This window comes from Kingella denitrificans ATCC 33394 (assembly GCF_000190695.1).
Classification (GTDB): domain Bacteria; phylum Pseudomonadota; class Gammaproteobacteria; order Burkholderiales; family Neisseriaceae; genus Kingella_A; species Kingella_A denitrificans.
Genome location: NZ_GL870929.1, coordinates 1,092,917 through 1,114,488 on the forward strand (window position 1 = coordinate 1,092,917; position 21,572 = coordinate 1,114,488).

Consider the following 21,572-nt stretch of genomic DNA (forward strand, 5'->3'; position numbering starts at 1 on the left):
CTCCATTCGGTTTTGAACGCGTCCATCAGCGGCGAGCGGTAGCGCACGCAGTCGGGCGGGGAGGCGAGCAGCTCCAGCGTGTTTGGGTTGCTTTGCAGCAAAAGCTCGATAAACCGCCCCAGCTCGTAATACACGATGTCGTTGGTTTCGTTGCTGATTTGCGGGACGTATTCCATGCCGTAAAACATAGATTTGGGCAGGTAAAACACGCCTTTGATGTCGGTATCGGATTCGGGCGTCGCCAAACCGTAGGCGCGGCTGCCAGAAACGGCTTCGAGCAGAAGCAGGTTTTGTGTGTGCAAGTCTTCGATGGTGAGCATTTTCAGACGACCTTTTGTGAGGTGGTTGTGTATTAAAAAGCAGCCTGCACGTTCAGGCTGCCTTTGTTGTGTGTCGGATTTGTGAATCCAATTTATGGCTGCTGTTGGTTGGAATTATCAAGCAAAGGAAATCCAAGATTTTTATCCCCGTTCCAAGATAAATTTTCTTTTTTCCAGAAATCGGAGTAAGACAGAATAGTACCAAGTTTAATCATAGCTAAATAAATAGCCTGCAACATATCTTCACCGATTGCCCTTCCCTCATCCACATAATCATATTTGCTTATTTTATATTGGCAAATATACGCTTTGTATTCGTCAGAAAAAAAGGGGAGATACATGGTAATTTCAACAGGCTCGCCATTTTCTGTATGTAATTCTCTATGTCCTATGATTTTATGCATAAATTTATCCATTTACCGCTGCCAAGGTTTCGCGGAACAATTCATTCAGTGGTGCGCTGTCGGCAGCTTGGGCGGCAGGGGCGGATAATTCGGAAACTTCGTTATATAAATCAACAGTCAGGCGTTGTAATTCGGGCGACAGCGTATGCAGGTAACTTTCGTCCTGTTCCGCCTTGATGGCCACCAAATCGGTGATTTGGGCGGCGCAGTCCGTTTGCCATTCGCTCATCAGTTCCGCCAGCGTCATCGGCGGGATGCCGCCTTGTTTCACCGCCCACCGTGCCGCGAGCAGAGGGCGAAGGACGTAAAACCATTTTTTCAGTTTGACGGGTTGTGCCAAATCCATGTTTCTCAAAGCGTTGCCCGCAATGCCGCGATAATGGTGCAGCAGCGCGGCGGCTTGGACGTATTGCGGCGCAAGCGCGTTCAGACGGCCTGTGAAATCATCGTCCTGCGTATAAACCATCGGCGAACGCAGCCATTCGAGCAGCGTGGCATTGCTTTTCCGCAGCAGGCGCAACGCTTTGCGGATGTCCCAGCCGCCGACGTCAAACCATTGGTTTTCGATAAATTCAAAGGTGTCTTTCACTTCGTCGATTTGCAGATAATATTGCTGCGGATGGATATAAATGGCGCGCACGTCGTAATCGCTGTCGGGCGAGGCAAAGCCCCATGCGCGGCTGCCGCTCTCTACCGCCAGCAGGAAATGCAGCGGCTCGGTATGGGCGATGTGGGTGAGTTTTTCTTGAATGGCTTGTTTCATGATTCTTCCTTAAAGAAAGCCGTCTGAAAACCTTAAATCAAAGTTTTCAGACGGCCTTTGTGCAGGCTGCTTTTTATTTTTCAGGCAGCCTGTATTTCCATTACTTCAACGCCTTCAACCGTCCATGCAACTCCTGCACGCTGTACACGCCCAAGTGGTCGCGGCTTTTTGCGCCTTCGCTCATGGCTTCGCCGCCGGCGATGGTGGTGTATTGCGGCACGCGTTGGGTGAGGGAGGTGCGGCGGATGCTGTGGCTGTCGGCGATGGATTGCGCCGAGCTGCTGACAGTGTTCACCACCAGCGCGATTTCGCCGTTTTTAATCGCGTCCACGATGTGCGGGCGCCCTTCCTGCACTTTGTTTACCGCTTGCACGATGATGCCGTGCTCTTTCAGGTATTCGGCGGTGCCGCGTGTGGCGCAGACGCCGTAGCCGAGGGCTTGGAAGTTTTGCGCGGTTTTGACGATGAGCGGTTTGTCTTCGTCGCGCACGGCGAGGAAGATTTTGCCGGTCGGGTTCAGGCGTTCGCCTGCGCCGAGTTGGGCTTTGTAGTAGGCTTCGCCGAAGCTGGCGCCCACGCCCATCACTTCGCCGGTGGAGCGCATTTCCGGGCCGAGGATGGTGTCCACGCCGGGGAATTTGATGAAGGGGAACACGGCTTCTTTAACGGCATAAAAATCGGGAACGACTTCTTTTTCCACGCCTTGCTCTTGCAGGGAAATGCCTGCCATGCAGCGCGCGCCGACTTTGGCGAGCGGCACGCCGGTGGCTTTGGAGACGAAGGGGACGGTGCGGCTGGCGCGCGGGTTCACTTCCAACACGAACACCACGCCGTCTTGCACGGCAAACTGGACGTTCATCAGACCGACCACGCCCAGCGCGTAGGCCATGGCTTTGGTTTGGCGGCGGATTTCGTCTTGGATTTCTTCGCTGAGCGAGTAAGGCGGCAGCGAGCAGCCGGAGTCGCCGGAGTGGATGCCTGCCTGTTCGACGTGTTGCATGATGCCGCCGATAACCACGTCTTTGCCGTCTGAAACGCAGTCCACATCGACTTCAATCGCGTTGTTCAGGAAGAAGTCGAGCAACACGGGGCTGTCTTCGGATACCTGCACGGCTTCGCGCATGTATTTTTGCAGCTCTTCGGCGGAGTGGACGACCTGCATGGCGCGGCCGCCGAGGACGTAAGACGGGCGCACGACCAGCGGATAGCCGATTTCTTCGGCTTTGACGAGCGCTTCTTCTTCATTGTGGGCGATGCGGTTGGGCGGTTGGCGCAGACCTAAGTCGTTCAACACTTTTTGGAAACGTTCGCGGTCTTCGGCGGCATCGATGCTGTCGGCGGACGTGCCGATGATGTTCACGCCGTTTTCAACCAATGCGTTGGCGAGTTTGAGCGGGGTTTGACCGCCGTAATGCACAATCACGCCCCACGGGTTTTCGGTGCGGACGATTTCCAACACGTCTTCCAGCGTCAGCGGCTCGAAATACAGGCGGTCGCTGGTGTCGAAGTCGGTGGATACGGTTTCGGGGTTACAGTTGACCATGATGGTTTCAAAGCCCGATTCGCGCAGGGCGAGCGCGGCATGAACGCAGCAATAGTCAAACTCGATGCCCTGACCGATACGGTTCGGGCCGCCGCCGAGAATCATCACTTTTTTACGATCGGAAGGGCGCGCTTCGCATTCCTCTTCGTAAGTAGAGTAGAGGTAGGCGGTTTCGGTGGCGAACTCGGCGGCGCAGGTATCGACGCGTTTATACACGGGATGCAGCTTCAGCGCGTAGCGGTGTTCGCGCACTTCTTTTTCTTTTACGCCTAAAAGCTGCGCGATGCGTTTGTCGGAGAAGCCTTTGCGTTTCAGACGACGTAAGGCGGCAAAATCCACATCTTGCAGGCAGCCTGCACTTACCTGCTGCTCTTCTTTCACCAAGTCTTCGATTTGCGCCAAGAACCAAGGGTCGATGGCGCAGATTTCGTGGATTTCTTCCAGCGTGAAGCCCGCGCGGAACGCGTCTGCCACAAACAGCATACGCTCAGGGCCTGGGTTCGCCAGTTCGCGGCGGATTTCCGCTTTGTCGGAGCTTCTCGGATTGAAGCCGCACAAGCCTGTTTCCAAGCCGCGCAGGGCTTTTTGGAAACTTTCCTGAATGGTGCGGCCCATCGCCATTACTTCGCCCACAGATTTCATCTGCGTGGTCAGGCGGTCGTCTGCGGCAGGGAATTTTTCAAACGCAAAACGCGGGATTTTGGTGACGACATAGTCGATGGAAGGCTCGAACGACGCGGGCGTGCGGCCGCCGGTGATGTCGTTGCGCAACTCGTCCAGCGTAAAGCCGACCGCCAGTTTTGCCGCCACCTTCGCGATCGGGAAGCCCGTCGCTTTGGAAGCCAGCGCGGACGAACGGCTCACGCGCGGGTTCATCTCAATCACAATCATCTCGCCGTTTTCAGGGTTCACCGCAAACTGCACGTTCGAGCCGCCCGTGTCCACGCCGATTTCGCGCAATACCGCCAAGCTTGCGTTGCGCATGATTTGGTATTCTTTGTCCGTGAGTGTTTGCGCCGGTGCAACCGTAATCGAGTCGCCCGTATGCACGCCCATCGGGTCGAAGTTTTCAATTGAGCAGATAATGATGCAGTTGTCGGCCTTATCGCGCACCACCTCCATCTCGTACTCTTTCCAGCCGAGGACGGACTGCTCAATCAGCAGCTCATGCGTGGGCGACGCATCGAAACCGCGTTCGCAAATCGCCAAAAACTCGTCTTTATTGTAGGCAATGCCGCCGCCCGAACCGCCCATCGTGAAAGACGGACGAATCAGCGTCGGGAAGCCGACCTGTTCCTGCGCCGCCAAAGCTTCGTTCATTGTGTGGCAGACAAAGGATTTCGGGCAGGAAAGGCCGATTTTCTCCATCGCCTCCTTAAAGCGGCCGCGGTCTTCTGCCTTGTCGATGGCGTCTTCCGTCGCGCCGATCAGCTCGACATTGTATTTCGCCAGCACGCCGTTGCGCGCCAAATCCAGCGCACAGTTCAGCGCGGTCTGGCCGCCCATCGTGGGCAGAATCGCATCGGGCCGCTCCTTGGCGATAATCTTCTCCACCGTCTGCCACATAATCGGCTCGATGTAGGTAACATCCGCCATTTCAGGGTCGGTCATAATCGTGGCGGGATTGGAATTCACCAGAATGACTTTATAGCCTTCTTCACGCAAAGCCTTACAGGCCTGTGCGCCCGAATAGTCAAATTCGCAGGCCTGACCGATAACGATAGGGCCGGCGCCGATGATAAGGATGGATTTTAGGTCGGTACGTTTGGGCATGGTGTTTTAGCCTTTGTTCGGTTTTAAATAAATTTGGAGAGGATTATTCTTTAATTGCTGATTTAAATTTTTGGTCTTAATAGAAGCCCATTTTTCCAGAATATTCTTTAATTTAATTTTTTCATTTAAGTACTCTTTTAATTCCCACCTCTTATTGCTAAGAGATAAATTTCTTAATTTTATATATTGGAAAGAATTTTTTATCTGAAAAATAAGAGGAATAACATCATGTCTTTCTAATGTACTCATCCAACCAAAAATTTCATTTATGTCTATTGGAATTTCATCATAATTTGACTCTTCACAATAAGATGTAACAAACCTAACTTCTTCTAATAGCAGTCGGGGGTAATTTTTGCATGATGAATGATTTGGTAAAACATATTTAGGCTCAAACCAATCAGTATATTCATCTGAGCCATAATAATCATATAGCACATCTATGTTATTTAAAGGTGTTAAATTTTCCAATGGTTTGGAAACCCATCCTTCCCATGTGCAAATTAGTTCAGCGCCTCTATCATAAATCTCAAAATTCGGCACAATTCCTTTTTTACCTAAGAAATTCATACCTGCATCTATATTATAAGGGTCAAGTGTTTGGCTTCCTTTTGCTCCTTTTGTGGAGTCAAAACAAGCAGTTCGAGCGATTTGGATTGCACGGTTAGGATACGTTAGATGTATCAGTTTATCTTTTCCAAAAAGTTTAAATGGTTTTGCTTCATTATTTGGATATGTCATAAAATTTCCGAAGTAAGCATAGCAAGCCATAACCCACATATAGGGTGTGTGCGGAACGCACGCACGTGTTCTCCATTTTCCCTGCAACCCCAACCCACCGCGTGCGTGCCTTGCAGCACACGCCCTACCGATGGATTCAAAGGTTGTCTGAAAAAACGTTCGCAACGTTTGTTCCATCTGTCTTGCGATAAGGCTACCTGAAAAATTCCCGCTGTTGATATTTTGGGCATTCTTTTTCAGACGACCTGCAACGCTTGAATCTGCCGCAACCTGCTCCCTCCCCCGTGGGGGAGGGTTGGGGAGAGGGCATTCTCCCAAATCGCGGCAATCTTTCCCAACGCCCTAACCGCCCAAACACAAGCCTTGCGGCTTGTTGCCCTCTCTCTAGCTCTCTCCCACGGGAGTGAGGACGGGGTGGCTGTTGGGATTAAGGATTCTTGGTTGTGCAGGCTGCTTTTTGTTTTTCAGACGGCCTTTTAAACGTTCACTTCAGGCAGCATGCACGCCATAATCTTCAAAAAACCAATCAAAAGCCGTTGCCGTCATGCAGGCTGCTTTTCATTTCTGCCACCACGCTCCGCTATTATACGCCCAACGCCGTCCGTTCCGGCCGTCTGAAATGGGTTTACACTTCCAAATCGTCGCTGAGATAGACGCGGCTTGCGTTGTCGTCCGGCATCACGAGGTTCATCAGCAGCGCGGCCAGCCCGCCCATGCAGATGGGGTTTTGGAACAGCTCTTTCAGCGGCAGTTGGCCGAACACTTCGGGTTTGAAGCTCACGCCGAGGCCGAGGCCGATGGAGGTGGCGGCAATTACCATTTCGCGGCGGTTGATGCCGTGGCTCATGAGGATGCGCACGCCGGCCACGGTAATCAAGCCGAACATCAGCACCATCGCGCCGCCGATAACGGGGCTGGGGATGGTGGTGAAGGCGCGGCCGACGACGGGGAACAGCCCCAAAATCACCAAAATGGCGGCGATGAATTTGCCGACGTGGCGGGAGGCGACACCGGTCATCTGAATCACGCCGTTGTTCTGCGCGAAGGTGGTCAGGGGCAGCGAGCCAAGCGCGGTGGCAATCACGGACACCAGCCCGTCGGCCAGCACGCCGCCGCGCAAACGCTGTCTGAACGCTTCGCCTTCATAATCTTCGCCGGACACCATGGCGGTGGCGGTCAAGTCGCCCACGGCTTCGAAAATGCTGAGCAGGTACACCAGTCCGGCCACGAAAAACGCTGTCCAGTGGAATTCAAAGCCGTATTTGAACGGCACGGGCAGCGTGAATGCAGGCAGGTTTTGCAACACGGAAAAATCGACCATGCCCATTACCAGTGCGGCAATATAGCCCGCCACCATGCCGACGGCGATACCGCTCATCCGCAGCAGCGGGTTTTTCATGCAGTTGAACACCAGCACCACGAGCAGCACAAACGCCGCCAACCCGATGTTCTGCATCGAGCCGAAGGTGCCGTTGCCCAACGCGGTAAATCCGCCGCCAAATTCGGTAATCGCCACGCTAATCAGGCTCAGGCCGATCATCATCACCACCACGCCGCTGACGGTGGGCGTAATCACTTTTTTCAGATACGGCAGCAGCCAAGCCGAACCGGCCACCAGAAACGCGCCGACAAAGGCCACGCCCAAAAGCGCGGACATCATGGCGTTGGTGTCCATGCCCTGCTCTTTCATGCCGCTGCCCAGCGCAATCATCACGCCGACAAAAGAAAAGTTCACCGACTGAATGGACAGTAGCCCCGAACCGACCGGCCCGAAGCGGTTCACCTGCAAATAAGTGCCCACGCCGGAAGCGACCATCGCCATCGACACCAGATAGGCGGTCATTTCAGACGGCAGTTTCAATGCGCCGCCGACAATCAGGGCGGGGGTAATCATGGGGACGAAAATCGCCAGCAGGTGTGTTACCGCGCTGAGCAGCGCATTGGCAAAAGGCGGTTTGTCTTCGAGGCGGTAAACCAAATCGGTGGCGGGGGATTTCGGTGCGGACATTCGGATTCCTTGATGTGTGCAGATATGGCAGCAAACGGGATTGGCCATGCCATATCGGGTTTGCCAAAGGTTTTGTTTTTATAGAACGAGGGGTGCAGGCTGCTTTTTGCTGCCCAGGCAGCCTGCAGGGTGGTCAAACGCCTTTTGCCGCTTTCATATTGTCAATGAATTTGTCAAACAGATAGCCGACATCCTGCGGACCGGGGCTGGCTTCGGGGTGGCCTTGGAAGCAGAACACGGGTTTGTCGGTCAGCTCGATGCCTTGCAATGTGTTGTCGAATAAGGATTTGTGGGTAATTCTTGCGTTGGCGGGCAGGGTGTCGGCATCGACGGCGAAGCCGTGGTTTTGGCTGGTGATGACGACTTTGCCGCTGTCCAAGTCTTGCACGGGGTGGTTCGCGCCGTGGTGGCTGAAGTGCATTTTCAGGGTTTTTGCGCCGATGGCTAGGCTGATGAGCTGGTGTCCCAAACAAATGCCGAAGATGGGTTTGCCGCTTGCCATCAGTTTTTGCACGGCTTCGATGGCGTAGGTACAAGGCTCGGGGTCGCCGGGGCCGTTGGAGAGGAACACGCCGTCGGGGTTGAGTGCCAACACCTCTTCCGCGCTGGTTTGGGCGGGGACGACGGTCAGGCGGCAGCCGCGTGCGGCAAGCATACGCAGGATGTTGGTTTTTACGCCGAAATCGTAGGCGACGACGTGGAACGGCTGTTCGGCAGGGGTAACGAAACCTTTGCCCAACGCCCATTCGCCTTCGGTCCATTCGTAGGCTTCTTTGCAGGAAACTTCTTTTGCCAAATCTTTGCCGACCATGCTGCCGAACGCGGCGATGAGTTCTTGCGCTTTTTCAACCGTGGCGTCCGCGCCGGTCAAAATCGCGCCGCCTTGTGCGCCTTTTTCACGCAGCAGCGTGGTCAGACGGCGGGTGTCGATGTCGGCGATGGCGACGGTTTTGTTGCGCACCAGATAGTCGTGCAGGCTTTCGGAGGCGCGGAAGTTGCTGTGCAAGAGCGGCAGGTCGCGGATAATCAAGCCTGCGGCATAAACGCTGCGGCTTTCTTCGTCTTCGGCGTTGGTGCCGGTATTGCCGATGTGGGGGTAGGTGAGGGTAACGATTTGTTTGCAGTAGGACGGGTCGGTCAGGATTTCCTGATAGCCGGTCATGGAAGTGTTGAACACGACTTCGCCGGAAGTCGAACCTTCGTAACCGATTGATGTGCCGTGAAATACGCTGCCGTCAGCGAGAACGAGTAATGCGGGTGTGGTCATGAATGGGACTCCGTGAAGATGGGTAATCAGAATGTGCTGCCTACGGCATGAATGGGGGAATACGGCAAGGCGGCGGCGAAATTTGTTCAAAAAAAAACACACGCAACAAATTAAATTTGTGTCATGTGCTTTCATTGGTCTGCCGGTGCGTGCTTCGCCTTGCAGGAAAGCAAGCTATTTTAAGCGAAACGGGGTTTTTGTTCAAGGAAAAAAGCAGCCTGCACTTGGCCGGCACGGGCATTCAACCCAGATATTCAAAATAAAATCATGCGATTATATTTGATTGGTTTTATGGATTCGCGCGATCGGGCAAAGTGCAGGCTGCTTTTCGGGCATCAGCGTTTTTCCAGTTTGGCAAACGCGGTGTCGAGCTCTTTAATGCCTTGTTTGCCGAAGTTAATCGTGAGCCGCGCGCTGTTGTTGCGCTGCACCGCGTCGATAATCACGCCCGTGCCGAATTTTTCGTGGCGCACGTTTTGGCCGATGTGGAAGCCGTCAAAATCTTGTGCAGGCTGCTTTTGCCCGAAGTCCTGCCCGACAACGCGGCGCGGCGGATTGTGGGTTAAAGCGGCGGGTGCAGGCTGCTTTTTGGGACGCAGCAGGTGCACCAAATGGGCCGGGATTTCATCGACAAAGCGCGATGTGGTGCCGAACTGCGTCTGCCCGTGCAACAGGCGTTGCTGCGCCATGCTCAAATATAGGCGGCGGCGCGCACGCGTGATGGCGACATACATCAGCCGCCGCTCTTCGGCAATGCCACCCTGCTCTTTCAGGCTGAATTCGCTGGGGAAGCGCCCTTCTTCCAAACCGCTCAAAAACACGGTATCGAATTCCAAACCTTTGGCGGCGTGGATGGTCATGAGCTGCACCGCGTCCTGCCCCTGCTCCGCCTGCGCTTCGCCGCTTTCCAGCGCAGCATTGCTCAAAAACGCCAAAATGGGGAATTCGGGCAATGCTTCGGCGTTTTCGGGCAGGATTTCAAACGCACTTTCTTCGGGTTTGAAAAAATGGGCGGCATTCACCAGTTCGTCCAAGTTTTCGGTGCGCTCTTGCTCTGCAGGCTGCTTTTGCTGCCGGTAATGCTGATACAGGCCGCTGTCGTCCAAAATATTCTGCAGGATTTCGGGCAGCGCAATCACGCCCACCTGCTCTGTCAGTCCGTCCACCAGCCGCACAAACGCCGCCACCTTCTGCTGTTTCGCCGCCAAAGTGCAGGCTGCTTTCCAAAGGCTCGTGCCCTGCCCCTGCGCCGCCGCCTGGATATTTTCCACCGTGCGTGCGCCGATGCCGCGCGGCGGAAAGTTAATCACGCGCAACAGCGCATTATCGTCATCCGGATTCACCGCCAGCCGCAAATACGCCAGCGCGTGCTTCACTTCCTGCCGCTCGTAAAAGCGCAGGCCGCCGTAAATCTTATAAGGAATGCCCGACTGGAACAGCTGCTGCTCCAACACGCGCGACTGGGCATTGCCGCGGTACAGCAGCGCGATTTGCTGCAAAGCGTGGCCTTCGCCGTGCAGCGATTTGATTTCGTCCACCATCCATTTGGCTTCTTCCAAATCGTTGAACGCCGAGAAAAAGCGGATTTTTTCGCCCGCCTCCGCCTCTGTGTGCAGGTTTTTGCCCAAGCGGTCGGTGTTGTGGGCAATCACCGCATTGGCCGCCTGCAAAATCGTGCCCACCGAACGGTAATTCTGTTCCAGCTTAATCGGCGCATCAATGCCGAATTCGCGCATCAAACGGGTCATATTGCCCACGTTTGCGCCGCGGAAACGGTAAATCGACTGGTCGTCGTCGCCCACGGCAAACACAGCCGCACCGTCGCCCGCCATCAGTTTGAGCCATTCGTATTGCAGCGTGTTCGTGTCTTGGAACTCGTCCACCAAAATATGGCGGAAACGCTGCTGGTAATGCGTACGCAAGGCCGCGTTCCGCTGCAACACTTCATAGCTGCGCAACATCAGTTCGGCAAAATCCACCACGCCTTCGCGGCGGCACAATTCGTCGTATTGCGCATAACATTCAATCAACTGTTTGGTGTGGTGGTCGGGCGCTTCCAACTGTTCGGCGCGCAGGCCGCTTTCCTTCTGCGCGTTGATAAACCCCTGCAACACGCGCGGCGCCACGGTTTCTTCGGCAATGCCCAACTGTTTGAGCAGGCGCTTCACCACCGCCAGCTGGTCGGACGCATCCAAAATCTGAAAGCTCTGCGGCAGCTGCGCGTCGCGGTAATGCAGGCACAGGAAGCGATGGCACAGGCCGTGGAACGTGCCCAGCCACATGGCACGCAACGACACGGGCAGCATGGCGCCCAGCCGCGTCTGCATTTCTTTGGCGGCTTTGTTGGTGAACGTTACCGCCAGAATATTGTTCACGCCAGCCATGCCGTTTTGCAGCAGCCAGGCAATACGGGTCGTCAAAACGCGGGTTTTGCCGCTGCCCGCCCCCGCCAGCACCAGCACGGACTGCGCGGGATAGGTCACAGCGGAAAGCTGCTCGGGATTCAGGTGGTTCAATAAGGAAAAATGCGGATTCTGTTCGGAAAACGACATGGTGCAGGCTGCTTTTGTGTGTAGGTAAAATGAAGGGCATTGTAGTGGTTTATCCACAAAATAGCGAATAATCGTTCCGAAGGTATTGCTAAGGCGAATAGAAAACACTATCATTGCGGTTATCGAAATCATTTGGGCGAATTCTGCCGAATCAGAGGTGTGTCATGTTTGTATGTATCTGTAATGCGATTACCGACCACAAAATCAAAGAAGCCGTGGCTTCCGGCGCCAATTCTTTGACCGACTTGAAAGACCAGTTGGGTGTGGCCACCTGTTGCGGCTGCTGTGCGGATTTGGCCACTTCCTTTTTAACGGCAAACGCGGGCAATGCCCACACGCAAATGCATTCGTCCATTACCGTGGAGCGCTAAACCCGCTTCGCACCCCATCGGGAACGCCCCAATTCGGCATTCCCGTTATCCTATTCCTTTTTACTTTGTTTTGACGGCGGCTTTATCGGGCTGCCGTTTTTTTCTTCGGCGATTGCGCATTTGTGTGCGATAATGCCGTGTTTCGAATTGAATTTGAGAAAGCTAGGGAAATCTTATGGCAGAGAAAAAAAACAACAAGGTGGGCGTGAACAAGCCCGCCACGGAAGCCGAACGCGCCACCGCATTGCAGGCTGCTTTGGCACAAATCGAAAAGAACTACGGCAAAGGCGCCGTGATTAAAATGGACGGCAGCCATCAGGAAGAAGGCTTGCAGGTCATCTCCACCGGCTCGCTGACACTGGACTTGGCCTTGGGCGTGGGCGGTTTGCCGCGCGGCCGCATCGTGGAAATTTACGGCGCGGAATCATCGGGCAAAACCACCTTGTGCCTGGAATCGATTGCCCAATGCCAAAAAGCGGGCGGCACCTGCGCGTTCATCGATGCCGAGCACGCGTTCGACCCCGTTTATGCGCGCCAACTGGGCGTGGAAGTAGAAAAGCTGCTGGTGTCACAACCCGACACGGGCGACCAGGCATTGGAAATCTGCGATATGCTGGTGCGCTCCGGCGCGGTGGACATGGTGGTCATCGATTCGGTGGCGGCGCTGGTGCCGAAAGCCGAAATCGAAGGCGAAATGGGCGACAGCCATGTCGGCCTGCACGCGCGCCTGATGAGCCAGGCTTTGCGCAAATTGGCCGGCCACATCAAAAAAACCAACACGCTGGCAGTGTTCATCAACCAAACGCGTATGAAGATCGGCGTGTCCTACGGCAATCCGGAAACCACCACCGGCGGTAACGCGCTGAAATTCTATGCTTCCGTGCGCCTGCACATTTCGGGTACCACCAAAATCGAAAACAAAGCCGGAGACGTGTTGGGCAAAGAAACCAAGGTAAAAGTGGTGAAAAACAAAGTGGCGCCGCCGTTCCGCACCGCCGAATTCGACATTATGTACGGCGAAGGCATCAGCTGGGAAGGCGAACTGATTGACGTGGGCGTGGAGCTGGACGTGATTCAGAAATCGGGTTCCTGGTTCAGCTACGAAGGCAACAAAATCGGCCAAGGCAAGGACAACGTGCGCCAATGGCTGAAAGACAATGAAGACGTGGCACAGGAAATCGCGAACAAAATCCGCGAATTGATGACGAAAAACCACGTCGTGCTGGAATCGAAAAAAGGCGGCGACGATGCCGACCATGACGACGATAGCAATCCGTTCGATGACGAATAATATCGGCCGATGAGAAAAGCAGCCTGCACTTTGGAAAATGAAGTGCAGGCTGCTTTTGGGTTGGATTTACAGGAAAGAGGAATTATGCCAACAGGCCTAATACGCCGCCTGCATAGACATTATATGCATCCATTTTCTCCCAGCAGGCAATCAGCCGCCCATCTTTAAAAAAGAATCTGGTATAAAGAAACACATCCTTAATTTCATCATTCGAATATTCCTGTTCGAACTGCTCTATATCCGTAATGGGCGTACGGTATTCGACAAGGTCAAAACATTGGGTTCGGTGATTTTCTCGAAACAAACAGTAAAACAACAATTCCGACAAACCGCCATACTGAAAGCCCTCATCAATTTCACCATAACCAAATGTATGGATTTTTTGTGTATTCGGATCAATACATAAACCATCACTACCGAAATCGGTGCCGACGTAATCATAATGTTCCGGCAATATATCATCCGGCAAAGTTTCTGTTTCCGAATAGTAGTCTTTAAATTCGTTAAAGGATAAGTCGGCAAACTCGTGAGTTAAAAAAGGGCTGTTGCCGTAATCCAATATAAACCGGTAATGCTCAGGGCAGAGCCGTATTTGGTTTTGCGCCAAAAAGTCGTCCAGCTCCTGTTGGGGAACGGGCACGGCTTCGATGCGTTGCAACATGGCGTTGATGAGTTTTTGCAAAATGGTCATGGGGATTCCTTGCCGTTTCATTTGCTTGCGAATTGGGTTCGTCTATCGGGCATATCATAATATCTGCCCAAAGCAGCCTGCACTTCGTTTTTTAAAGTGCAGGCTGCTTTTTGCGCCCTTCACGCCGCGTGCAGCACAAACAGCGCAGGCCGTTTTTTCAAAGACGGCAGCATGCTCATTTTGCGCCATTGCGCCACGCTTTGGCTCACAATCTGTTGGCTGGGCAGCGTTAAATCGCAGGCAACGCACAGCCGCGTTTCGGGATGCAGCACGGCCAAAGCATCGGCCAGCAGCGCATCGTTACGATACGGCGTTTCAATGAACAGCTGCGTTTCGTTTTCCTGCCGCGAACGCTGCTCCAACGCACGCAGGCAGCCTGCACGCCCGTCTTTGTCGGCCGGCAGGTAGCCCTTGAAGGCGAAACTCTGCCCGTTTGTGCCGGAAGCCATCAGCGCCAGCAAAATGCTGCTTGCGCCCACCAGCGGCCGCACTTCAAAACCTTCCGCATGCGCCAAAGCCACCAAATCCGCGCCCGGGTCGGCCACGGCGGGGCAGCCTGCCTCGCTCACCAAACCCAAATCGCGCCCTTCGCGCAACGGCTGCAACAGCGCGGCCACTTCGCTTTTGGGCGTGTGTTCGTTCAGCGTGCAAAGGTTCAGCTCGCGAATCGGCGTGCGCACGCCCATGTGTTTCAGGTGGGCGCGCGCCGTTTTTTCGGCTTCCACCACAAAATCGGTCAAATGCACGATGTGCGCCTGCTCGTGCGGCAGCAGGCACGGCGTATCGGCCGCCCCCAAAGGCGTGGGAATCAGAAATAAGGCAGGCATGGCATTCTCCAAAAAAGACGGATTATACGGTAGTCCGGGCAAGACGGCTTGCGCTATAATTTACCGAGCCGTTCAAAACGCGGCGCAGACGGCAAAAAGCAGCCTGCACCCTGCCGCACCACACCAAAACCCCACCGAAAAAAAACCGACACAACCACAAGGAGAAACCCGTGAAATTTTCAAAATTCGGCCAAAAATTCACCCGAAAAACCGGCATCCTGCAACTGATGGACGATTTGGGCAACGCCTTGGCCGGCAGCGAACCCGTGCTGATGCTGGGCGGCGGCAACCCCGCGCGGCTGCCCGAAGTGAACGCCGCCTACGAGCGCGTGATGCGCAGTTTGCTGGATTCGCAGGCCGCCGTCGAAAGTGTGGGCAATTATTCCACGCCGCAGGGCGATGCCGGCCTGATTGACGCGCTGGCCGATTTCCTGCGCCAAGAATACGGCTGGCACATCACGCGCGACAACATCGCCCTGACCAACGGCTCGCAAAACGCCTTTTTCTACCTGTTCAACCTATTCGGCGGCGCATTTGAAGGCGGCGACAAAAAAATCCTGCTGCCGCTCGCGCCCGAATATGTGGGCTATGCCGACGCGCATATCGACGGGCAGCACTTCCTGTCCGTGCCGCCGCAAATGGAAGACGTGCAGCACGAAGGACAGGACGGTTTCTTCAAATACCGCGTCGATTTTGAAACGCTGGAACACCTGCCCGAATGGGACACGGGCGAAATCGGCGCAATTTGCTGCTCACGCCCCACCAACCCCACCGGCAACGTACTGACCGACGAAGAAATGGCACGGCTGGACGCATTGGCGCAGCGGCACGGCATTCCGCTGATTGTGGACAACGCATACGGCATGCCCTTCCCCAGCATCATCCACACGGACGCAACGCTGACATGGCACGACAATATGATTTTGTGTTTCAGCCTATCCAAAATCGGGCTGCCGGGCGTGCGTACCGGCATTGTGGTGGCATCGGCCGAAGTGGTGCGCGCTATCAGCAGCATGAACGCCGTCATCAATCTGGCACCGACACGCTTCGGCGCGGCGATTGCCACCCCCATGCTGCGCGACGGCAGCTTGAAGCAATTGTCGCAACACGTCATCCGCCCGTTTTACCGCAAGCAGGCTGCTTTTGCCGCCAACTGCCTGAAACGCGAATTTGCGGGCTACCCGCTCAAAATCCACCGCCCCGAAGGCGCGATTTTCCTGTGGCTGTGGTTTGACGGCCTGCCCGTTTCATCGCAGGAACTGTATGAACAACTGAAAGCGGAAGGCACGCTCATCATTCCGGGCGAGCATTTCTTCGTGGGCATGGACACGGGCAGCCTGCGCCACGCCCGCGAATGTATCCGCATGAGCATCGCCCAAGACGAAGCCACGCTGCGCGACGGCATCGCCACCATCGGGCGCGTGGTGCGCGGACTGTATGATGCTGCGCGGTAAAGGATATTTGCGATAAAAAAGCAGCCTGCACTTTGGAAAATGGAGTGCAGGCTGCTTTTTCATGTTCGGTTAGCTGATAAGGGGTTCATCGTCATAAGAATATCGGACAAAGCCAAATCCCGTCAGACCCGCCTGCAGCACCCGCTGTTTGAATGCCTCGGTGGTATAAATTTCTGTATCGCTGTCGGGAAGCACGAACAATTCGTTATCTCCGATTTCTTCCTCGCGCATCACCCATTCGTCCACTAAATCAAAATAGCCTTTTTGTCCGCGCTCGGTTTCTTCGAGTGCCTTAGAACCGATGGATTTCTCCCGATCCAAACAGTCAATCAGGGTATGCACCACCACCATGTAATAAGGCTCTTCGGGCTTGTCTTCCAGCAGCACGGGATACAGGGTGGCGTGTTTGTCCCAAATATCGTGCAGCGCATCGGCTGCTTTTTGGCTGATCAGATGAATCCCTCCGGTAGAAACCGCATCGGCAATGATTCTGGGTTTGCGGATACGCCTGTCGCCGATATACTGCACCAGTGTCGGGGTTTTCCATTGGGACAACGGTGGCAGCGGTGTACCCAGGATTGGACTATCCCATGAGATGGCGGCCTCATCTTCTTCTGTTTTGCCGCCATATTCGGCATATTTAAGATACGGTGCACTGGTCCATTGATAGATCATTTGAATTCCTTTTTTAATTAACGGGAACGTTTGTTAAGGGTGTAAACAGGTTGCCAAAAGCAGCCTGCACATTCAGCCGCCCGCCATTTCAAACGCCGCCAGCACCGCCGCGTGCAGGCTGCCTGAGCGTGCTTTGCCCGTGCCCGCCAAATCCAACGCCGTGCCGTGGTCCACGGAAGTCCGCACAAACGGCAGCCCCAGCGTGATGTTCACGCCCTTGCCGAACGCGGCATATTTCAGCACAGGCAGGCCTTGGTCGTGATATGCCGCCAGCACCGCGTCCGCACCGTCCAGATAAAACGGCTGGAACAGCGTGTCGGCCGGCAGCGGGTCGGTGATGTCGATACCGTGGATTTCGCGCAGTTTCCGCGCGGCAGGCTGCATGATATCGATTTCTTCGCGCCCTAGATAGCCGTTTTCGCCCGCGTGCGGATTCAGCCCGGCCAGCAGGATTTTCGGTTTGGGCAGGCGGAATTTTTCGCGCAAATCCTTGTCCAAAATCCGCGCCACGCTTTCCACCAGTTCGGGCGAAATGTGCCCCGCCACGTCTTTGAGCGGCAAATGGGTGGTGAGCAGCGCCACGCGCAAGCCGCCGCCGGCCAGCATCATCACCACTTGCGGCGTGCCGGAGCGTTCCGCCAGATATTCGGTGTGGCCGCTGAAATACATTTTGTCGCCATAATGCTGGTTAATCACGCCTTTGTGCACCGGCGCGGTGACCATGCCGGCAAATACGCCGTCTGCAATGCCGTCCATCGCTTTGTCCAGCAGTTCAACCACATAAGGCGAATTGCGCGGGTCGAGCCGCCCGGCGGTGCAAGGCGCGCGTAGGGGGATGTGGTACACGTTCAGCGCATCGGGTGCAGGCTGCTTTTCGCCGCTCCAGCGTTGGATGCGAACATGGCGCCCCAGTTGCGCGGCACGTTGCGCCAACAGGGTTTCGTCGCCCAGCACCACCACGGGGCACAGCAAATCCATGTTCGGCAAATCCAAACAAATATCAATGCCGATGCCTGCCGGTTCGCCCGAAGTAACGGCCAATAAGGGTTCGTTCATACAATATCTTCCCGTCAAACCAAGTGCAGGCTGCTTTTTTACCCTTCCAAAAGCAGCCTGCACGTTCAAAAACCAATTTAATCCATGTTGCCCAACGTGGCCACCATCACGGCTTTAATCGTGTGCATGCGGTTTTCCGCCTGGTCGAACACGATGGAATGCGCGCCTTCAAACACGTCTTCGGTCACTTCCACGCCGTCCAGCCCGAACGTCTCGAAAATCCATTCGCCCACCTTGGTTTCGCGGTTGTGGAACGACGGCAGGCAGTGCATGAATTTGGTGTCGGGCTTGCCTGTTTTCGCCATCAGCGCCGCATTCACCTGAAACGGCAACAGCAAATCGATACGCTCGCGCCACGCGCTTTCCAGCTCGCCCATGCTGACCCAGATATCCGTGTGCACGAAATCCGCACCGCGCACCGCTTCTTCAGGATTATCGGTAATCAGGATGCGCGCGCCCGTGGTTTCGGCAATCCGTCGCGCCTGTTCCACCAATTCCGCGCGCGGCTGCAACGATTTGGGCGCGCCAATCCGCACGTCCATGCCCATCATCGCGCCACCTTGCAGCAGCGAATTGCCCATGTTGAAACGCGCGTCGCCCAAATAGGCGAAACTGCATTGGTTCAAAGGCTTGCCCGCGTGTTCGCGCATGGTCAGCAAATCCGCCAGAATCTGCGTGGGGTGGAATTCGTCCGTCAGCCCGTTATACACCGGCACGCCCGAATAGCGCGCCAATTCTTCCACGGTGTGCTGGCTGAATCCGCGATATTCCACCGCATCGAACATCCTGCCCAACACGCGCGCCGTGTCTTTAATGCTTTCTTTGTGCCCGATTTGGCTGCCGGTCGGCTCCAAGTAGGTTACGCCCGCGCCTTGGTCGCGCGCCGCCACTTCAAACGCGCAGCGCGTGCGGGTGCTGGTTTTTTCAAAAATCAGCGCAATATTTTTGCCCGACAGGCGGCGCACTTCCCTGCCCTCTTTTTTGGCGGCTTTGAGTTCGGCGGCCAAATCCAGCAGCCCGGCAATTTCGGCGGGCGTGAAGTCGGTCAGGTTCAAAAACGAACGGCGATGCAGGTTCATGACGGTTCCTTTCAATGTCGGTCGGAGAAAACTACATTTACGGTACTGCAACAAAACAAACGCTTCCCAAGCACATCATAGCCGTTTCGCCCACCCCGAACAAGCCGAAAAAGCAGCCTGCACTTGGTTTCGTCAAACAAACGGCATAAAATACCGATTTCACACATCCATCAACAGACAAAAGGATTCTTTATGCGCTTGATTTACCGTGCCGGCATCGCCCTTTTGGCGGCCATCGGATTGGCAGGCTGCCCCAGCACCCAGCACTCGCAACACACACCGTCTTCAGGCGGCGGCAAACCGCGCGCGGTGGTGGCGTTGGCATTGGGCGGCGGCGCGTCGAAAGGTTTTGCGCACATCGGCGTGCTGAAAGTGCTGCACGAAAACCATATCCCTGTGCATATCGTTACCGGCACGAGCGCGGGCGCGCTGGTGGGCAGCCTGTATGCTTCGGGCATGAGCCCCGCGCGGCTGCAAACCGAAGCCATCCAGATGGAAAAAGCCGATATTGTCGATTTAACGCTTTCCACGCGCGGCTTTATCCGCGGTGAAAAACTGCAAAACTGGATTAACGCCAAAGTGGGCAACCGCCCGATTCAGCAGTTCCCGCTGAAATTCGCCGCCGTGGCCACCGAATTCGGCACGGGCAAAATGACGGTGTTCAATTCGGGCAACGCAGGGCAGGCAGTGCGCGCGTCCGCCAGCATTCCGAATGTGTTCCTGCCGGTGGAAATCCGCGGCAAGCAATATGTGGACGGCGGCCTGTCCGCGCCCGTGCCCGTGTCGGCCGCGAAACGTTTGGGCGCGAACGTGGTGATTGCGGTGGACATTTCCGCCCGCCCGGCACGCTTGGACGAATCCAGCGGCTTTTTTGCCTACTTGGACCAAAGCCTGAACATTATGAGCATTTCGGCGCTGCAACAAGAGCTGGGTCAGGCCAGCGTGGTGATTAAGCCGCAAGTGCAGCAGCTCGGCGCGGTGGGCGGTTTCGACCAGAAAACGCAGGCCATCCAACTGGGCGAACAAGCAGCGCGTGCCGCCCTGCCGCAAATCAAAGCGGTGTTGGCGCGCTATCGGTAAACAAAATCATGTGCAGGCTGCTTTTTCATTGCCCCAAAAGCAGCCTGCACATGCCCCAAACGGAGACACCCCATGCCCGAAACCTTTGACTACACCCTTCCGCCCACGCCCGAACACTATCTGAACGGCGCGTATGCCCTGACGGGCTATCACTGCAAAACCGCACCGCGCCAATATTCGCCGCTGCTGTGCCTTTACCTGCCGTTCGTCATTGCCCTATCTGCCATGGTGTTCCTGCTGCTGAACAACCAAGCCCGGCTTTCCGCCCTGCTGGAAGAATGTTATCTGGACCAAGACACACTCGACCGCATCACCGGCATCAGCATGAACACGGTTTATATCATTGCAGGCTGCTTTGTGGTGTTCGGCATCATCAGCCGACTGTTTAGCCGACGGATGATGAGCTATATCTATCACCGCAACTTCTTATTACACGAAAGCCGCTTCACCGCCGACCGTGCAGGCTGCCGCCAGATTTATCCGCAGCGGCAGGATTCATGGTTCAGCTGGGCGGCGCTGGACGGCGTGCAAACCATGAAAGGCAGCGTCCTCCTGATTTTCGGCAGCGCCTTCATCGTCCTGCCCGAAAGCGTTTTTGCCGACGAAGCCGAAAAACAAGGCTTTATCGCACAAGTAAACACATGGCGACAGGCCGCCCAAAAGCAGCCTGCACCCACATCCGACAAGGAAACCCAATCCGTATGAGTACCACCCACCTCCAATTCCAAGACTACGACCCTGCCGCCCTGCAACGGCTTTGCGGCGCGCTGGACGGCAACCTGAACACACTATCGCACGCGCTGGACACGCAAATCAGCCGCCGTTTCGACCACTTCACCTTTTCAGGCAGCCATGCCCACGCCGCGCGCGCCGCCCTTATCGCCCTGATGGACATTGCCGAAACGCGCGAACTGGAAGACGGCGACATCAACCTGGCCGCCGTGGAAGCGAAAACGCAGGACGCGGCGCACCAGGAAAAACACGACGAACACCACGCCTATTATTTCCACACCAAACGCGGCAGCATCGGCGGGCGCACCCCGCGCCAAAACGGCTATATCCGCGCCCTGCTGAACCACGACATTGTGTTCGGACTCGGCCCCGCCGGCACCGGCAAAACCTATCTGGCCGTGGCCGCAGCGGTGGACGCGATGGAAAAACACCAAATCGAGCGCATCGTGCTGGTGCGCCCTGCCGTGGAAGCCGGCGAAAAACTCGGCTTCCTGCCCGGCGATTTGGCGCAGAAAGTCGATCCCTACCTGCGCCCGCTGTATGACGCGCTGTATGACCTGATGGGCTTCGACCGCGTCACCAAACTCTTGGAAAAAGGCTTAATTGAAATCGCCCCGCTGGCCTATATGCGCGGGCGCACGCTCAACGGCGCGTATGTGATTCTGGACGAAGCGCAGAACACCACGCCCGAACAAATGAAGATGTTTTTAACGCGCATCGGCTTCGGCGCAAAAGCCGTCATCACAGGCGACATCAGCCAAATCGACCTGCCGCGCAACATCAAATCCGGCCTGAAAGACGCCAAAGAAAAACTGCGCGACGTGGAAGGGCTGTATTTCCACACCTTCACCAGCGAAGATGTGGTGCGCCACCCGCTGGTGCAGAAGATTGTGGAGGCCTATGAAGCAGCGGAAGAAGACGGCCAACACGGTTAATCTTCGGCAA

General features: G+C 55.4%; 19 protein-coding genes. 6 read left to right on the forward strand and 13 right to left on the reverse strand.

The window, feature by feature from the left end:
* The 8 genes from HMPREF9098_RS05405 to HMPREF9098_RS05440 form a co-directional block, all read right to left on the reverse strand.
* Positions 1 to 320 (reverse strand): DNA polymerase beta superfamily protein (locus HMPREF9098_RS05405; RefSeq protein WP_003782732.1); only part of this gene is annotated, 320 nt, incomplete at its 3' end.
* Positions 321 to 412: 92 nt separating this feature from the next.
* Complete coding sequence (locus HMPREF9098_RS05410) at positions 413 to 736, reverse strand: DUF6968 family protein (protein ID WP_003782734.1); 324 nt, start codon at positions 734 to 736, stop codon at positions 413 to 415.
* Positions 729 to 1,487 (reverse strand): nucleotidyltransferase domain-containing protein, encoded by a 759-nt coding sequence (locus HMPREF9098_RS05415; RefSeq protein WP_003782735.1) that lies wholly within the window; start codon positions 1,485 to 1,487, stop codon positions 729 to 731. The genes HMPREF9098_RS05410 and HMPREF9098_RS05415 overlap by 8 nt, the downstream gene beginning before the upstream one ends.
* A gap of 100 nt (positions 1,488 to 1,587) precedes the next feature.
* Positions 1,588 to 4,803, reverse strand: coding sequence for a carbamoyl-phosphate synthase large subunit (gene carB, locus HMPREF9098_RS05420; RefSeq protein WP_003782738.1), 3,216 nt, complete (start codon positions 4,801 to 4,803; stop codon positions 1,588 to 1,590).
* A gap of 6 nt (positions 4,804 to 4,809) precedes the next feature.
* Positions 4,810 to 5,544: a hypothetical protein gene (locus tag HMPREF9098_RS11945; protein WP_169309623.1), complete on the reverse strand. Its 735-nt coding sequence runs from the start codon at positions 5,542 to 5,544 to the stop codon at positions 4,810 to 4,812.
* A 625-nt stretch (positions 5,545 to 6,169) separates the two neighbouring features.
* Positions 6,170 to 7,552: a nucleobase:cation symporter-2 family protein gene (locus HMPREF9098_RS05430; protein ID WP_003782742.1), complete on the reverse strand. Its 1,383-nt coding sequence runs from the start codon at positions 7,550 to 7,552 to the stop codon at positions 6,170 to 6,172.
* Positions 7,553 to 7,685: 133 nt separating this feature from the next.
* Complete coding sequence (carA, locus tag HMPREF9098_RS05435; RefSeq protein WP_003782743.1) at positions 7,686 to 8,819, reverse strand: glutamine-hydrolyzing carbamoyl-phosphate synthase small subunit; 1,134 nt, start codon at positions 8,817 to 8,819, stop codon at positions 7,686 to 7,688.
* A gap of 335 nt (positions 8,820 to 9,154) precedes the next feature.
* Positions 9,155 to 11,371: a UvrD-helicase domain-containing protein gene (locus tag HMPREF9098_RS05440; RefSeq protein ID WP_040564293.1), complete on the reverse strand. Its 2,217-nt coding sequence runs from the start codon at positions 11,369 to 11,371 to the stop codon at positions 9,155 to 9,157.
* A 164-nt stretch (positions 11,372 to 11,535) separates the two neighbouring features.
* Between HMPREF9098_RS05440 and HMPREF9098_RS05445 the strand changes: the two genes are divergently transcribed.
* Both HMPREF9098_RS05445 and recA read left to right on the forward strand, forming a co-directional pair.
* Positions 11,536 to 11,742, forward strand: coding sequence for a (2Fe-2S)-binding protein (locus tag HMPREF9098_RS05445; RefSeq protein ID WP_003782748.1), 207 nt, complete (start codon positions 11,536 to 11,538; stop codon positions 11,740 to 11,742).
* 175 nt (positions 11,743 to 11,917) lie between these two features.
* On the forward strand, positions 11,918 to 13,033 hold the full coding sequence (recA, locus tag HMPREF9098_RS05450) for a recombinase RecA (protein ID WP_003782749.1): 1,116 nt from the start codon (positions 11,918 to 11,920) through the stop codon (positions 13,031 to 13,033).
* A gap of 82 nt (positions 13,034 to 13,115) precedes the next feature.
* Here recA and HMPREF9098_RS05455 read toward each other — a convergent pair whose 3' ends face one another.
* Positions 13,116 to 13,724, reverse strand: coding sequence for a hypothetical protein (locus HMPREF9098_RS05455; protein WP_040564294.1), 609 nt, complete (start codon positions 13,722 to 13,724; stop codon positions 13,116 to 13,118).
* Between the two features lie 119 nt (positions 13,725 to 13,843).
* Entirely contained in the window at positions 13,844 to 14,551 is a 708-nt protein-coding gene (locus tag HMPREF9098_RS05460) for an SAM-dependent methyltransferase (protein WP_003782751.1), read from the reverse strand.
* A 170-nt stretch (positions 14,552 to 14,721) separates the two neighbouring features.
* On the opposite strand from HMPREF9098_RS05460, the gene HMPREF9098_RS05465 reads away from it, so the two are divergent.
* Positions 14,722 to 16,005, forward strand: a complete 1,284-nt coding sequence (locus tag HMPREF9098_RS05465; protein WP_003782752.1) for a valine--pyruvate transaminase — start codon at positions 14,722 to 14,724, stop codon at positions 16,003 to 16,005.
* Positions 16,006 to 16,074: 69 nt separating this feature from the next.
* On the opposite strand, the gene HMPREF9098_RS05470 is transcribed toward HMPREF9098_RS05465, so the two are convergent.
* From HMPREF9098_RS05470 to argF, 3 genes are all read right to left on the reverse strand, one after another.
* Positions 16,075 to 16,680, reverse strand: coding sequence for an imm11 family protein (locus HMPREF9098_RS05470; RefSeq protein ID WP_003782753.1), 606 nt, complete (start codon positions 16,678 to 16,680; stop codon positions 16,075 to 16,077).
* A gap of 72 nt (positions 16,681 to 16,752) precedes the next feature.
* Entirely contained in the window at positions 16,753 to 17,736 is a 984-nt protein-coding gene (gene pdxA, locus HMPREF9098_RS05475) for a 4-hydroxythreonine-4-phosphate dehydrogenase PdxA (protein WP_040564295.1), read from the reverse strand.
* 77 nt (positions 17,737 to 17,813) lie between these two features.
* Complete coding sequence (gene argF / locus HMPREF9098_RS05480; RefSeq protein WP_003782755.1) at positions 17,814 to 18,815, reverse strand: ornithine carbamoyltransferase; 1,002 nt, start codon at positions 18,813 to 18,815, stop codon at positions 17,814 to 17,816.
* A gap of 192 nt (positions 18,816 to 19,007) precedes the next feature.
* On the opposite strand from argF, the gene HMPREF9098_RS05485 reads away from it, so the two are divergent.
* The 3 genes from HMPREF9098_RS05485 (at position 19,008) to HMPREF9098_RS05495 (ending at position 21,562) form a co-directional block, all read left to right on the forward strand.
* The gene (locus HMPREF9098_RS05485; RefSeq protein ID WP_040564296.1) at positions 19,008 to 19,895 is read left to right on the forward strand and encodes a patatin-like phospholipase family protein; all 888 of its coding nucleotides are present in this window, start codon (positions 19,008 to 19,010) and stop codon (positions 19,893 to 19,895) included.
* A gap of 72 nt (positions 19,896 to 19,967) precedes the next feature.
* On the forward strand, positions 19,968 to 20,600 hold the full coding sequence (locus tag HMPREF9098_RS05490) for a hypothetical protein (RefSeq protein WP_003782761.1): 633 nt from the start codon (positions 19,968 to 19,970) through the stop codon (positions 20,598 to 20,600).
* Positions 20,597 to 21,562, forward strand: coding sequence for a PhoH family protein (locus tag HMPREF9098_RS05495; RefSeq protein WP_003782764.1), 966 nt, complete (start codon positions 20,597 to 20,599; stop codon positions 21,560 to 21,562). Before HMPREF9098_RS05490 ends, HMPREF9098_RS05495 begins: the two co-directional genes overlap by 4 nt.
* Positions 21,563 to 21,572: the final 10 nt, after the last annotated feature.

Excerpts from the sequence above, each read along its gene's own strand:
- HMPREF9098_RS05410 (WP_003782734.1), bottom strand. The coding sequence starts at position 736 with ATGGATAAATTTATGCATAAAATCATAGGACATAGAGAATTACATACA.
- HMPREF9098_RS05415 (WP_003782735.1), bottom strand. The coding sequence starts at position 1,487 with ATGAAACAAGCCATTCAAGAAAAACTCACCCACATCGCCCATACCGAG.
- carB (WP_003782738.1), bottom strand. The coding sequence starts at position 4,803 with ATGCCCAAACGTACCGACCTAAAATCCATCCTTATCATCGGCGCCGGC.
- HMPREF9098_RS11945 (WP_169309623.1), bottom strand. The coding sequence starts at position 5,544 with ATGACATATCCAAATAATGAAGCAAAACCATTTAAACTTTTTGGAAAA.
- HMPREF9098_RS05430 (WP_003782742.1), bottom strand. The coding sequence starts at position 7,552 with ATGTCCGCACCGAAATCCCCCGCCACCGATTTGGTTTACCGCCTCGAA.
- carA (WP_003782743.1), bottom strand. The coding sequence starts at position 8,819 with ATGACCACACCCGCATTACTCGTTCTCGCTGACGGCAGCGTATTTCAC.
- HMPREF9098_RS05440 (WP_040564293.1), bottom strand. The coding sequence starts at position 11,371 with ATGTCGTTTTCCGAACAGAATCCGCATTTTTCCTTATTGAACCACCTG.
- HMPREF9098_RS05445 (WP_003782748.1), top strand. The coding sequence starts at position 11,536 with ATGTTTGTATGTATCTGTAATGCGATTACCGACCACAAAATCAAAGAA.
- recA (WP_003782749.1), top strand. The coding sequence starts at position 11,918 with ATGGCAGAGAAAAAAAACAACAAGGTGGGCGTGAACAAGCCCGCCACG.
- HMPREF9098_RS05455 (WP_040564294.1), bottom strand. The coding sequence starts at position 13,724 with ATGACCATTTTGCAAAAACTCATCAACGCCATGTTGCAACGCATCGAA.
- HMPREF9098_RS05460 (WP_003782751.1), bottom strand. The coding sequence starts at position 14,551 with ATGCCTGCCTTATTTCTGATTCCCACGCCTTTGGGGGCGGCCGATACG.
- HMPREF9098_RS05470 (WP_003782753.1), bottom strand. The coding sequence starts at position 16,680 with ATGATCTATCAATGGACCAGTGCACCGTATCTTAAATATGCCGAATAT.
- pdxA (WP_040564295.1), bottom strand. The coding sequence starts at position 17,736 with ATGAACGAACCCTTATTGGCCGTTACTTCGGGCGAACCGGCAGGCATC.
- argF (WP_003782755.1), bottom strand. The coding sequence starts at position 18,815 with ATGAACCTGCATCGCCGTTCGTTTTTGAACCTGACCGACTTCACGCCC.
- HMPREF9098_RS05485 (WP_040564296.1), top strand. The coding sequence starts at position 19,008 with ATGCGCTTGATTTACCGTGCCGGCATCGCCCTTTTGGCGGCCATCGGA.
- HMPREF9098_RS05490 (WP_003782761.1), top strand. The coding sequence starts at position 19,968 with ATGCCCGAAACCTTTGACTACACCCTTCCGCCCACGCCCGAACACTAT.
- HMPREF9098_RS05495 (WP_003782764.1), top strand. The coding sequence starts at position 20,597 with ATGAGTACCACCCACCTCCAATTCCAAGACTACGACCCTGCCGCCCTG.